The 14,220-nt window shown below is 36.1% G+C and carries 12 protein-coding genes; 3 read left to right on the forward strand and 9 right to left on the reverse strand.

Features of this window, described 5'->3' with window-relative positions; all coding sequences use genetic code 11:
• Positions 1-466: 466 nt before the first annotated feature.
• The 4 genes from glnA to hflX form a co-directional block, all read right to left on the reverse strand.
• The gene (glnA, locus tag DIS06_RS08025; RefSeq protein WP_110112742.1) at positions 467-1,801 is read right to left on the reverse strand and encodes a type I glutamate--ammonia ligase; all 1,335 of its coding nucleotides are present in this window, start codon (positions 1,799-1,801) and stop codon (positions 467-469) included.
• 82 nt (positions 1,802-1,883) lie between these two features.
• Entirely contained in the window at positions 1,884-2,288 is a 405-nt protein-coding gene (locus DIS06_RS08030; RefSeq protein WP_110112743.1) for a MerR family transcriptional regulator, read from the reverse strand.
• A 131-nt stretch (positions 2,289-2,419) separates the two neighbouring features.
• On the reverse strand, positions 2,420-3,691 hold the full coding sequence (locus tag DIS06_RS08035; protein ID WP_110112744.1) for a methionine gamma-lyase family protein: 1,272 nt from the start codon (positions 3,689-3,691) through the stop codon (positions 2,420-2,422).
• 12 nt (positions 3,692-3,703) lie between these two features.
• Positions 3,704-4,966 (reverse strand): GTPase HflX, encoded by a 1,263-nt coding sequence (gene hflX, locus DIS06_RS08040; protein ID WP_110112745.1) that lies wholly within the window; start codon positions 4,964-4,966, stop codon positions 3,704-3,706.
• Between the two features lie 237 nt (positions 4,967-5,203).
• Here hflX and DIS06_RS08045 point away from each other — a divergent pair, with 237 nt between their 5' ends.
• Both DIS06_RS08045 and DIS06_RS08050 read left to right on the forward strand, forming a co-directional pair.
• A complete protein-coding gene (locus DIS06_RS08045; protein ID WP_110112746.1) occupies positions 5,204-5,812 on the forward strand; it encodes a trimeric intracellular cation channel family protein in 609 nt (202 codons plus the stop codon).
• A 52-nt stretch (positions 5,813-5,864) separates the two neighbouring features.
• Entirely contained in the window at positions 5,865-6,140 is a 276-nt protein-coding gene (locus DIS06_RS08050) for a hypothetical protein (RefSeq protein WP_110112747.1), read from the forward strand.
• Between the two features lie 166 nt (positions 6,141-6,306).
• On the opposite strand, the gene spoVK is transcribed toward DIS06_RS08050, so the two are convergent.
• From spoVK to miaA, 3 genes are all read right to left on the reverse strand, one after another.
• Positions 6,307-7,251 carry a stage V sporulation protein K gene (gene spoVK, locus DIS06_RS08055; protein ID WP_110112748.1) on the reverse strand — a complete coding sequence of 315 codons (945 nt, stop codon included), beginning with the start codon at positions 7,249-7,251 and terminating at the stop codon, positions 6,307-6,309.
• 243 nt (positions 7,252-7,494) lie between these two features.
• Positions 7,495-7,719, reverse strand: a complete 225-nt coding sequence (gene hfq, locus DIS06_RS08060) for an RNA chaperone Hfq (protein ID WP_110112749.1) — start codon at positions 7,717-7,719, stop codon at positions 7,495-7,497.
• A 43-nt stretch (positions 7,720-7,762) separates the two neighbouring features.
• Complete coding sequence (gene miaA, locus DIS06_RS08065) at positions 7,763-8,701, reverse strand: tRNA (adenosine(37)-N6)-dimethylallyltransferase MiaA (RefSeq protein WP_110113022.1); 939 nt, start codon at positions 8,699-8,701, stop codon at positions 7,763-7,765.
• Positions 8,702-8,950: 249 nt separating this feature from the next.
• On the opposite strand from miaA, the gene DIS06_RS08070 reads away from it, so the two are divergent.
• The gene (locus DIS06_RS08070) at positions 8,951-9,286 is read left to right on the forward strand and encodes a hypothetical protein (protein WP_110112750.1); all 336 of its coding nucleotides are present in this window, start codon (positions 8,951-8,953) and stop codon (positions 9,284-9,286) included.
• Positions 9,287-9,641: 355 nt separating this feature from the next.
• Here DIS06_RS08070 and mutL read toward each other — a convergent pair whose 3' ends face one another.
• Together mutL and mutS are read right to left on the reverse strand one after the other, a co-directional pair.
• The gene (gene mutL / locus DIS06_RS08075) at positions 9,642-11,534 is read right to left on the reverse strand and encodes a DNA mismatch repair endonuclease MutL (RefSeq protein ID WP_110112751.1); all 1,893 of its coding nucleotides are present in this window, start codon (positions 11,532-11,534) and stop codon (positions 9,642-9,644) included.
• A 15-nt stretch (positions 11,535-11,549) separates the two neighbouring features.
• Positions 11,550-14,195 carry a DNA mismatch repair protein MutS gene (mutS, locus tag DIS06_RS08080; RefSeq protein WP_110112752.1) on the reverse strand — a complete coding sequence of 882 codons (2,646 nt, stop codon included), beginning with the start codon at positions 14,193-14,195 and terminating at the stop codon, positions 11,550-11,552.
• Positions 14,196-14,220: the final 25 nt, after the last annotated feature.

Here is a 14,220-nt window from a genome sequence, read left to right on the forward strand (position 1 = left end):
CATAATGGGGAATTTCATTTCGTTGAAATTGGGGAAATTTGAATCGTTGTTGACAGTAACCAATAAACATCTTAGATTCTACACCTTTTTAAGAAGACGGTTATACGCAGCATTCAATCTCTGAGGTGTATAATGAAAAAAAAGAATGAAAAACAAATCCAAAAAAATAGACTTACACAATTATTTAACATGAGAATTAAGTTAAATACCATCTTCTTTAACAGTGGACCTGCAAACTCTGAATACATTGAGTTATCAGAAACGTTAGAGTCAATGTTAGAAACATATACTGCCCTAAAAAATAAAAAGTCTCTTTGAATAACTCATTTATTCGAAGAGACTTTTTATTTTATATCACTGTCGACAGGGAGCAATATTTGATCCTTATAATAGTCAAAATAAACTTGCCCATGTGTACCATAGATGAAAAAACCCTTAACACCAATAGTGTCAAGGGTTCTAAGCATTAATACATACTCATGTATTGATCGCGTTCCCATGGGTGAACTTGTGTGCGGAACATATCCCACTCAATTTCTTTCGCTTCAACAAAGTGTTCAGCTAAGTGTTCACCTAATGCAGATACGATAACTTCGTCTGATTTGAAGTTTTCAAGCGCTTGAGCTAAAGTTGCTGGTAAGTCAACAATACCTTCTTTGATGCGCTCTTCTTTTGTCATAACATAGATGTTACGATCTACTGGTTTTGGAGCTTCAAGTTTGTTCTTAATTCCATCTAAGCCAGCTTTTAGTAATACAGCCATTGCTAAGTAAGGGTTAGCAGCTGGATCTACACTACGTACTTCAACACGTGTACCGATACCACGAGAAGCTGGAATACGAATTAATGGACTACGGTTGCGAGCAGACCATGCTACGTAACAAGGAGCTTCGTAACCAGGTACTAAACGCTTATACGAGTTTACAGTTGGGTTTGTTACAGCTGTAAAGTTAGGTGCATGCTTGATGATACCAGCAATAAACTGATGAGCTGTTTCACTTAATTCTAAGTGACCTGTTGTATCATAGAATGCATTTTCCCCATCTTTGAATAGAGAAACGTTACAGTGCATACCAGAACCGTTTACACCGAACAATGGTTTTGGCATAAATGTTGCATGAAGACCATGTTTACGTGCAATCGTTTTTACCACTAGTTTAAATGTTTGGATGTCATCACAAGCTTTTAATGCACCTGCATATTTAAAGTCAATTTCGTGTTGACCAGGAGCTACCTCATGGTGAGATGCTTCGATTTCAAAGCCCATTTCCTCTAGCTCTAATACAATGTCACGACGGCAGTTTTCGCCAAGATCTGTTGGTGCTAAGTCGAAATAGCCACCTTTATCGTTTAGCTCTAATGTCGGCTCACCTTTTTCATCTAATTTGAATAAGAAGAACTCCGGCTCAGGTCCAAGGTTGAAGTCAGAGAATCCTAATTCTTCCATTTCTTTCAAGATACGTTTTAGGTTGTTACGTGGATCTCCATCAAATGGCGTACCATCTGGATTGTAGATATCACAAATGAAACGTGCTACTTTCCCTTTTTCAGATGTCCATGGGAATACTACAAATGTATCTAAATCTGGATATAAGTACATATCAGATTCTTCGATACGTACAAATCCTTCAATTGAAGAACCGTCAAACATCATTTTGTTATCTAACGCTTTTTCTAATTGACTTACTGGGATTTCAACGTTTTTGATTGTTCCTAAAATATCAGTGAATTGTAAACGAATGTACTTCACGTTATCTTCTTGAACTTTTTTGAAAATATCTTCTTTTGTGTACTTTGCCATTATATAATCCTCCCCTAAAATTCGTAAAAAGTTTTATATGAGTATGTTTCATAAAACATACAAATATTTTAATTTTTAAGTATTAATGAAAGAACCGAGACATATCTCCTTGATTTAATGCAGCACGACTGAAACGACCGGCTTGCATTAGTTCTGTACGAAGTAACTTTCGAAGCTGTTCATCTGTTAATTCAGGCTTTTTCGCTTCCGCCACTTGTTCGTTTGGAGAATGTGTACCTTCTGCCTCTTTTACATGAAATAATTGTTTCACACCTGCTAAGTTTACTCCCTGTTCAATAAGTTCTCTTATTTCGAGTAATTTATCTACATCATTAAAAGAAAATAATCTTCTTTTACCTTCGGATCTAGCTGGTGTTACTAATCCATGTTCTTCGTAATAACGAATTTGGCGAGCCGACAACTCTGTTAATTGCATCACAATTCCAATTGGGAATAGTGGCGTATTTCTTCTAATGTTGTCACTCATCTCAGTTCCTCCTTTAATTGATTAATTACATTGTATGTCATGTTAGTTTATCTGTCAACCATATGTTAGAAAAACTAACATTAAAATTTTCAAGTGATAAATAGTAAAAATAAGGAGAGGAACTCCCCTCCTTATTTTACTGAGTGCAATAACCCTTTTTCCATTAACTGATCAAGAGCCATACAAATTGCTACTTTGACATGCGCATACGTTAAGCCACCTTGTACGTACGCAATATAAGGTGGACGTATCGGGCCATCTGCTGTTAACTCTAAACTCGCACCTTGAATGAACGTACCTGCAGCCATGATTACATCATCTTCATATCCTGGCATATATGCTGGGTATGGGGTAACATGAGCATTAACAGGAGAAGCATATTGAATAGCTTGGCAAAATGCTACCATCATTTCTCGGTTTTCTAATTGAACAGATTGAATAAGATCCGTACGCTTACTATCCCACTTTGGATTTGTATTTAATCCTAATTCTTCAAACATCGCAGATGAAAAAACAGCACCCTTTAAAGCTTGCCCGACTACATGAGGAGCTAAAAAGAAGCCTTGATACATTTCGTGAAGACTATATAATGTAGCGCCGGCTTCTGCTCCGATACCAGGTGTTGTCATACGATACGAACATGCTTCTACTAAATCTTTACGCCCAGCAATGTAGCCACCAATTTTAGCTAAACCACCACCAGGATTCTTAATTAGCGATCCCGCCATTAAGTCTGCACCAATGTGTGTAGGCTCAACGGTTTCAACAAATTCCCCATAACAGTTATCTACAAAAACGATGACACCCGGCTTTATGCTTTTAACAAATGCAATCATATCTTTAATTTCGTTTACTGTAAAAGAAGGGCGTGTTCCATATCCTTTTGATCGTTGAATTCCAATCATTTTCGTATGTTCATGAATAGACTGTCTAACTGCATCATAATCTAGTTGACCTGCTTTTAAATCAACTGCTTTATAGCTAATATTAAACTCTTTTAATGAACCTATTCCATCACCTCTGATACCTACAATTTCTTCTAACGTATCATATGGCTTTCCAGTGATGTAAAGAAGTTCATCTCCAGGACGTAAGACACCAAATAATGAAATTCCAATTGCATGCGTTCCAGAAATAATTTGTGGTCTAACAAGGCATGCTTCTGCTCCAAAGATATCAGCATATACTTTCTCTAACGTGTCACGCCCTATATCATCGTATCCGTATCCAGTAGATGGGATAAAGTGAACATCACTTACTTTATTTTCTCTAAAACTTTGTAACACGCGAAATTGATTGATTTCAATGATACGGTCGATTTCCTCATGAATTGGTTTAATTTGTTCTTCAACTTTACAAGCTAGATCACGAATTACTTCTCCATTTTTTAATTGCTCAAACATTACGCAAACTCCTCAACTTTCTTTGTCTTTACCTAGTTGTTGATAAAAAGGATGTTCTTTTTGAATATATCCTTTGCACTCATACAGTTCTAAATCTTCTCGAAACTCAATCGATTCAACAATAGACTCTCTTTTTAATGATGCTAACAATTTTCCTTTTGTTGGTGAGAGCAAAGTATGAAAGAATTCCATTTCTCTTTTAAAATCATTTTGCAGAATCGTTCCTAACTGCTGTAAATCAGATTCATTAAATGCACTAATACGTACAGATTTTAGGGTGCTTGGTACAAACTTTTCATGCTGGATATCTTTTTTGTTGTAAACAGTCAATATAGGAATGTTTGTCACATCTAACTCATCTAATAATTGATACACTGTTTTTTCATGATTATCATAATCAGCATTCCCTGAATCTACAACATGTAGAATAAAGTCCGCTTCCGTCACTTCTTCAAGAGTTGATCGGAATGCAGCTACTAGTGTGGTCGGTAAGTCTTGAATAAAACCGACTGTATCGGTTAAAAGTACAGTGAATCCAGATGGCAACACATATTGCCTAGTTGTTGGATCAAGGGTCGCAAAGAGTTGATTCTCTTCATAAATACTCGCTTCTGTTAAGCGATTGAAGAGCGTTGACTTACCAGCATTTGTATAGCCAACAATGGCCACTTGAACCACTTTATTACGCTTACGTCGCTCACGGTAACGCTCACGATGTCCGACTACGGTTTTCAATTGCTTTTTAATTTCATCAATGCGTCCACGAATATGTCGGCGATCACTCTCAAGCTTAGTCTCGCCGGGCCCTCTTGTTCCAATCCCTCCACCTAGTCGGGATAATGACGTCCCTTGACCAACAAGACGAGGCAACAAATAATTTAGCTGCGCTAACTCAACTTGTAGTTTCCCTTCTCGCGTTTGAGCGCGTTGCGCAAAAATATCTAAAATTAATTGTGTGCGGTCAATGATTCGTGCAGATAATTCACTCGATAAATTCCGAATTTGACTTGGAGATAATTCATCATTAAAGATAATGATGTCAGGCTCTAATTCTTCCTCTAAGTGAAGAAGTTCTTCCACTTTTCCTTTTCCTATATATGTAGCTGGATGAATACGGTCACGTTTTTGTGTCATTTTCATGACAACTACTCCGTTTGCCGTTTCTGTTAAAGACGCTAATTCATCTAATGAATAGTCAAATCGTTCGTCATCATCGTGTAACTGACAACCAACTAAGATGACTTTTTCTTTTTCATTTTTAATCTCTATGGTCAATTGAGCGTTCCTTCTTTCACTTATCAGTTGTCGTTTTTTATGTAGTAAATGTAACCTTTATGAAAAGTTATATTTATCATATCAAAAAAAGTATTTTTTCTCTATAACACCCTTTTGAATCATTGCATAAGCTTAATATAAAAAAACATGCATTTAACTTATAGAAAAGCATTGAAATTCCGCTCCATCCTGTATAAAATTTGAAATGCTTACAACTTAGAAGAGGGGACTACGTGTATGACATGGGATGTATTAAGTATAATTGGTACAGTGGCATTTGCGGTCAGTGGGGCGATTATTGCCATGGAAGAAGAGTATGATATTTTAGGGGTATACATACTTGGTATTGTCACAGCTTTCGGTGGTGGAGCCATTCGAAATTTATTAATTGGCGTACCGGTTTCAGCTTTATGGGAACAACAACTATTTTTTAATATCGCATTATTATCAATTACAGCTGTCTTTTTATTTCCAAATAACCTACTAAAGCATTGGCGTAAATGGGGGAACTTTTTTGACGCGATTGGATTAGCCGCATTTGCTATTCAAGGAGCGTTGTATGCGTCTCATATGAACCATACAATGAGCGCTATCATTGTTGCTGCTGTATTAACAGGAAGCGGTGGCGGAATCATTCGCGACCTTCTAGCTGGAAGAAAACCAACTGTTCTTCGAGAAGAAATTTATGCTGTATGGGCCATTATTGCAGGTGTCGCAATTGGATTAGGCATTACAAATACACCTTTTGAGCTATACACATTATTCGTTCTCTTAGTCGGACTACGTGTATGTTCATACATGTATAGATGGCGATTACCTATTCGATCTCTCGGGTTATCAAAATAAAAGCATGATTCTAGTTTCCTTTAACATACCTTATATAGTGGATTAACTTTAGATGAAGGAAGTGAGGAAGCTGGCTACAGTACAAAGAGTTGTCATTCCTGCTAACACACCTACACTCATTGTTACAGGAAATGGAAATCGTGTTTTTTTACAAGCTGGTGTGATATATATCGGAGCCTCAAATGTAGATACAACAAACGGAGTTTTTATTTCTGGTACTCGCGAACTCCTTGACCTAGGTCATATCGCAACAGGTGAAACTCTGTACGGCTATTCAGAGACTGACAATGTTGCACTTATTCTAACTTACTCAACCGTGTTTACGTAAAGGCTTTTCATCATCACTTTTATTGTATTTGTGATGATAGTTCGTAGAAAACACTTAAAATAAAGCTGCTAAAACGAACAAACCCCTTATCGATTCATCGACTTTTCTCGACGGATGGATAGGGGCTTCTTTGTTTAGCTGTTTTCACTTTTACACGCTATCTCTCTTATTTAAACTGAATATCTGCTGCTTTTAATGTTAGTAAATCATCTTTTGCGTAATTATCCTCTTCTAATAAACGCATCGCTTGTTTTCGAATAGAGAGCTCAATGACATTACGAACATACCTTCCGTTACTGAAATCTTTCGTATTTCCTCCATATTTAATATCCATGAAATGATCTTTTAGTCGATTGTATGCGTCTGTGCTTAATGTATATTGTCGTTCATCAAGCATACTCATTCCGATGTCCATCAATTCTTTTACTTCATAATCAGGAAAGTGCAAAACAAACGGAAATCGTGAGCGTAACCCTGGATTTAGTGATAAAAAGTTATCCATTTCCTTTGGATAACCTGCCAAAATTAAAATAAAATTCTCTCGTTGTGCTTCCATATGATTCACCAGGGTGTCAATCGCTTCTTTACCAAAATCCTTCTCTCCGCCTCTTGCTAATGAATAAGCTTCGTCAATAAACAAAATCCCACCGATTGCTTTTTTTATTAAATCTCGTGTTTTCTGGGCAGTGTGACCGATGTATTCACCTACTAAGTCTGCTCGTTCTGCTTCAATTAAATGTCCTTTCGTTAGAACATTCATATTTAAGAATAACTTTCCTAATAGTCTGGCTACAGTTGTTTTTCCTGTACCTGGATTTCCTTTAAACATCATATGGAGTGCTTGCTTTCCAGCTTTTAATCCAGCTTCTTCGCGCTTTTTATTAATGTATAACCACGCATAAATTTCTTTTACAATTTTCTTCAACTCACCCATACCTATTAAGTTTTCCATTTCTTTTTCGATGTCTTTTAAAGGCTCATGATTCACAATGATTTTCTTTTGTTTTGTAGGTTGCGGAATTGAAGTCGAGTACATATTCCCTTTTTTTGTTTCATTATTTAATATAATGTTAATCTGTCCATTGTTTTTTAATGTGATAGGCTGATCCAAGAGCGTTCACCTCTCATTTCATACTAGTATACGTCATAGGTGAATATGTGTGACAATCGCCCATTTTCATACAATTTTGCATATATCGACTTTTCATCTGTCTTCTTGTTGTCACATTTTGCGGTTACCCGAGAAATAAGGCTCCTCACTATTTAACCCATTACTATAGATGTATGTTTCAAATTAGGAAACAATGTTACAAAACAAATGAAAAATCCCGCACAACTGTACGGGATTTACGTTCTATTCTAATTCCACCGTAATATTTTTACTTGGAACAAAAGTGGAAATCGCATGCTTATAAATTAATTGCTGCTTACCTTCAGATTCTAGTAGTACTGTGAAGTTATCAAACCCTTTAATTAGCCCTCTTAATTGAAAACCATTTAATAAAAATACAGTTACAAAAACATTTTCTTTACGAAGTTGATTTAGGAATTGGTCTTGAATATTAATTGTCTGTTTCATTATTCGGCCTCCTCTTTTTCTCTACTCTTAGTTATTCGATTTTTCATTTGAGCTTTCCTGCAATATATGTAAAAATTTCAGCGAACATTTCGTGAAATTTGTCACCTGTGACGTCAAACCAATGAACAGGCATTTTATTACGGAACCATGTTAATTGACGCTTCGCGTAGCGCCTTGAATTTTGTTTAAGCTGTTCTACAGCTTCGTCAAGAGATACTTCTTCTTCAAGGTATGCATACAGTTCTTTATATCCAATCGCTTGAATGGATTGTGTATCACGAACTCCTTTGTGATATAACCCTTGAACTTCTTGTAACAACCCTTCATTCATCATCATATCCACACGCTGATTAATCCGTTGATACAAAGTCTCTCGATCCATTGTTAAACCAATCAATATGACATCATAGATTAATTCATGTGATTGTTCTTTTATATAATCACTGAACTTTTTGCCTGTTTCTTCATATACTTCTAACGCACGAATGACACGACGCTCGTTATTTTTGTGAATACTCTTAGCACTTTCAGGATCTACCTTTTGAAGTTTTTCATATAAAAAGTCAATGCCTTTGATATTTGCTAACTGCTCAAGCTCCCATTTTATAGCAGAATCCTTTTTGTCCTCAGCAAATTGATAATCATAAATCACCGACTGAATGTATAGGCCTGTTCCACCTACAATCATCGGCACTTTTCCTTTAGCATGAATTTGTGTGATTTTTTCTCTCACAAGTGTTTGAAACTCAGCGACTGAAAAAGATTCGGTTGGATCTTTAATATCGATTAAATGATGAGGAATACCCTCCATCTCTGTTTCTGTTATTTTCGCTGTGCCAATGTCCATTCCTTTATAAATTTGCATTGAATCACCAGAAATAATCTCTGCATTAAACGTTTTAGCTATTTCAATACTTAGCTTCGTTTTTCCAACGGCAGTAGGACCGATGAGCACAATGACTTTCTGCTTCTCTCCCAACATAACAACACTACTTTCATTTATGTACATTATTCACATCATCTTATCTTGTCCAATTTTGTATAAATTATTCATAAAACAATGCAAGTTTATTATAATAGATGATCGCTCTTATATCTAGTCATACATCCTGTCATATTTTCTAGATTGATTGATATAGTTTATAGACTGGAATGTTTTTCATTTGCAATTTAAAAGCTTTGTTGTATGATAGTAAAAATAAAGTGTATCGTGAAAGGGGGAGGTCGAAAAATGAAAAGATTAACTTTATTTCCAATGTATATGTTTATCTTTTTATTTACTTTTCAATTAACGATTTTTCATGCCCCTGTTCATGTTGTACTGGATGATCAACAAAGCTTTGTAGCAACTGATATCGCACATGAGTTGTTACTCTTAGATGGCGATGGGAACGATAAAAAAACAGCCATTACACTAGTTACACTCATGATTCTTTTACATGTAGCTATTAAGTTGGTACTAGTTCAACGCTCTCATGCTGTTTTTTTCAGGAAAATGATTATTCTTACACCTATCTTTTATCAATCTAATTATGTTGTTCGTTCTCGGTTATACTCATACATTTAAAAACCGAGGAGGAAATAATGATGATGTGGATGAGATTAGTAATGATGGGGATGTTCTCAGTAACAGCCTTCAGCTTATTTTTATATCAAGGAATTGAAATTTCTCATGCTTTTATAGATTTATTTAAAAAACAATAAGACTTACGAGAAACAGCGTTCAAAGAGCATGTTCTTTGAACGCTGTTTCTCTTTTTATGTCCTTAACCACTTTGATTTTTCATTGATTATTTAGAACATGGTTTAAACAGATATATTTTTATAAAAAATAAAAAACCGCCTTCATATTTATTCTAAAATAGAACAAAGTCCCCCCTTTCTATTGTTCTGACAGAACTTCATAGATTAGGGGGGACTTTTTACATCACTCGCTTAAACATCTTTTCCATCTCATACGTAGAATGATGAATGATAATGGGTCGTCCATGGGGACACGTGAAAGGATCTGTTGTATGACGCAGCGTTTCAAGTAACGTAAAAATTTCATCGTTACGCAAATGCTGATTTGCCTTAATAGATGCTTTACAACTCATCATGATTGCTGCTTCTTCTCTCAACTTTCCAATATTCACTTTCTTCATCGTCAACGCTTGTTCAATCATTTCTTCAATGATTTGCTTTTCTTCTCCTTTTGGAAACCATTGAGGGTGTGCACGCACAAGATACGTATTCTGTCCAAACGTTTCAAGAAAAACTCCGACATTTTCTAATTCACATTTATATTCTTCTAGTATCATCGCTTCATTCGCTGAATACTCAAGTGTAATGGGCATTAGCAACTCTTGAACTTCCGTGTCCACTTCACCTAACTTTTCACGGTAATACTCGTACTTAATGCGCTCTTGTGCAGCGTGTTGATCAATAATATACAAGCCTTTTTCATTTTGAGCGAGTATATATGTGCCATGCATTTGACCGATTGGATACAAAGGTGGAACTCTAGGTGTTTTTTCTTTATCTTTTATATCTGTTACCAATGGTGGTATAGTTTCTTCGTTATCGGTCACCTCAAGCTCTTCTCTATGTGCTTGAATAGAAGAAAGCACTGGTTCCCTCTCGAATACGAGGTCTTCTTTTGATTCAGCTTGAGCCTTTTCTTTATATTCATATTGTACAGGAGCATAATCGTTTTTCCTTGAATAGCCTTCTGCCGACACACCTACACCTTCTGTTGACTGTACTCCATGTGTAAATGTGAACGTTTGTTGTTCTTCTTCCGGCTTTATAAAACGAGGCTTCTGTGACACAACTACATCTGGAATAAGTTGTTGCTTTTTAAATGCCCCCTTTACCCCTTGTTCCACTAACTCATATAATTCTGCTTCTTTACTTAATCGAACCTCTAGTTTTGCAGGATGTACATTCACATCAATTAACAAAGGATCCATTCTTATATTTAAAAACACAATTGGATAGCGCCCAATAGGTAAAAGAGTATGATAACCTTGTTGAATTGCTTTTGTTAGTCCGTAATTTTTCACAAAACGACCATTGATAATGGTAGACATATAGTTTCGCGATGCTCTTGTTATCTCAGGTAAAGCAACGAATCCCTCTACTTCATAATCTAACGACTGAACAGAGATAGGAATCATTTTCTTTGCTACTCCGATTCCGTAGATAGCTGCTAATACTTGCCTCACATCTCCATTTCCATTCGTATACAGAAGTTGTCTACCTTGATGAGTTAATTTAAACGAGACAGTTGGGTGCGCCATAGCGAGACGATTGACAACGTCCGTTACATTTCCAAGCTCTGTGTTAACAGTTTTCATATACTTTAAACGAGCTGGTGTGTTAAAGAAGAGTCCTTGAACAACAATATCTGTCCCTTTGCGACTAGATGTTAATTCATGCTTAACAATCTGTCCACCACGTAAAACTAAGTGTGTACCCGCATCTTTTCCTGTACTGGTTTTTAACTCTAATTCAGAAACAGATGCAATACTCGGTAGTGCTTCTCCTCTAAACCCAAGTGTACGTATTCGAAACAAATCATTCTCTGTTTTAATTTTGCTTGTGGCGTGACGTCTAAATGCTGTTAAGCAATCTTCTTGTTCAATACCGTCACCATTATCTAGGATTCTTATTTTAGACAATCCAGCTTCTTCAAGGTCAATTTCAATAACTGTACTATTAGCATCAATCGCATTTTCAACCAGTTCTTTCACAACAGATGCAGGTCTTTCTACTACTTCGCCTGCTGCAATTTTATTTGAAAGCTCATCAGACAGTTGAACAATCTTGCCCATCTCTTCACCACCTACCTACTTTTTCTTTAACGACTTCTGCAATTGATACAAAGCATTCATCGCATCAAGTGGTGTCATCTCTAACACATCTAAGTCCCTCAATTGATTGAGTACCGCTTTTTCACTTTTTACTAAAGATGTCATTTGTTTTGCTTCTTTCTTTTGTTCTGCTTCAAAGAAAGAGAGCTGTGACGCTGTCGTTACGGTTTCAACTTCTTTTTGTTCCTCTTTCCCGACATTGTGATCCACTTTCATCGCTTCATCTTTGATGATATCTTTTTCTTTCGGTTGCTCAAATTCATTTAAAATAATGCGAGCACGTTCAATTAATGATTCAGGAAGTTCAGCTAATTCTGCGACATGAATTCCATAACTCTTATCAGCTGCTCCTTGTTTAATTTTGTGCAGGAAAACAACCTTTCCATTCTTTTCAATTGCACTAACATGAACATTCTTTAACATGGATAATTCTTTTTCAAGTACCGTTAACTCATGATAATGTGTTGAAAATAGAGTTTTGCACCCAATATGCTCATGAATGTATTCAATAATAGCTTGGGCCAGTGCCATTCCATCATATGTCGATGTACCACGACCAATTTCATCTAGCAAAATTAAACTCGATTGTGTTGCATTAGCAACAGCATTTTTCGTTTCTAACATTTCAACCATAAATGTACTTTGTCCAGAAATTAAATCGTCCGCTGCTCCAATACGAGTGAATACTTGATCAAATATCGGAAGTATTGCTCGATCTGCAGGAACAAAACAACCAATTTGTCCTAAAATAGCTGTTAAAGCAACTTGACGCATGTACGTACTTTTACCAGACATATTTGGACCCGTAATTAATAACATTTGACTATCATCGGACATCACACAATCATTCGGTACATATTCTTGAGCGTTCATCACTTTTTCTACAACAGGATGACGACCATTTTCAATGTTAATATCACGATTGGTTGAAAAAGTTGGTTTTGTATAGTGACGCTCTTCACTAATTTTAGCGAAACATTGCAACACATCTAATTCACTCACAACTTTTGCAAGAGCTTGTAGTCGTGGAATGTATGTTTTGACTTCATCACGAATTTGTAAAAACAAATCGTATTCTAATTGGACAATTTTCTCTTCGGCTTCTAAAATTAACGTTTCTTTTTCTTTTAACTCTGGCGTAATATAACGTTCCGCGTTCGTTAAGGTTTGCTTTCGCTCATACATCCCTTCAGGAAGTAAGTGTAGATTGGCTTTTGTCACCTCAATGTAATAACCAAAGACACGATTATAGCCAATTTTTAATGATTTAATTCCTGTTTTTTCTCGTTCTCTTTGCTCTAGCGCTGCAATCCATGACTTTCCGTTACGACTCGCATCACGGTATTGATCAAGCTGGTCATGATAACCATCTTTAATAATGTCACCTTCTTTTATCGATAACGGAGGATGATCTTTTAATCCTCTTTCTAATAGTTGCTCTAAACGTTCACAAGGGTCCATTCCTTCAACTAATTCCGTTGCATATGAATGATTTAAACGTAAAATAACTTGTTGAATCTCAGGTATTTTTTGCAACGATTTTTTTAATTGAATTAAATCACGTGCATTCACATTCCCAAACGCCACTCGTCCTGCTAATCTCTCTAAGTCATAAACGTCTGTTAAAAGCTCTCGAAGTTCTTCTCGTTCAAAAAATTGATTCATAAACGTCTCAACCATATTTAAACGGTTTTCAATTTCCTGTTGTTGAAGCAAAGGACGATCAATCCATGTTTTTAATAACCTACCACCCATTGCTGTCACTGTTTTATCCAACAACCATAGAAGAGAGCCCTTTTTGCCTTTCGTTCGAATTGTTTCTGTTAATTCAAGGTTTCTTTTTGAGAACAAATCGATTTTCATGTATTGATTAATTTGATAAAACTGAACAGATTGCAAATGCTCTAATGACCTTTTTTGTGTACGAATTAAATAATTGACTAATCTCGCAAATGTGGCCACTAGCTTTTGTTGTTGCAATTCTTCAACTAAATGTTCAAAGTTGGAGTCTAATGTCGCATTGTTTTCATATGAAACGGTAATGACTTTTCGCTCTTTTAACTGTTGTAAACGTTCCGCTGAAAATTCCGCATCCACCACAATCTCTTTTGCTTCTCGTATATAAAGTTCAGCTACGACATCTTCCCAAGACGTTGTAAGCAACGTGACGCTATTTTCACCTGTAGATAAATCTGAAAATGCAATTCCATACGTGCCATCTTCAAATACTGTAACTGAACTAATAAAGTTGTTCTCTTTTTCATGAAGACCTTTTTCATTCATTAATGTACCAGGTGAGATAACTTGTACGACTTCACGCTTTACTACACCTTTTGCTTGTCTAGGGTCCTCAACTTGTTCGCAAATTGCAACTTTGTATCCTTTTTCCACTAAACGCTCAATATATGTTGGAGCTGAATGGTACGGAACGCCACACATTGGAATACGTTCTGCTCCCCCACCATCACGACTCGTTAATGTAATCTCTAACTCTTGAGATGCTCGTGTTGCATCTTCAAAAAACATTTCGTAAAAATCCCCGAGACGAAAAAATAAAAAGGCATCTTCATACTCTGCCTTAATCGTTAAATACTGCTGTATCATTGGTGTATATGTAGCCATACTACTCCTCCATACTCTTTGTCTA

The organism is Bacillus sp. CGMCC 1.16541 (assembly GCF_003184905.1).
Taxonomy (GTDB): Bacteria; Bacillota; Bacilli; order Bacillales; family Bacillaceae_H; genus Priestia.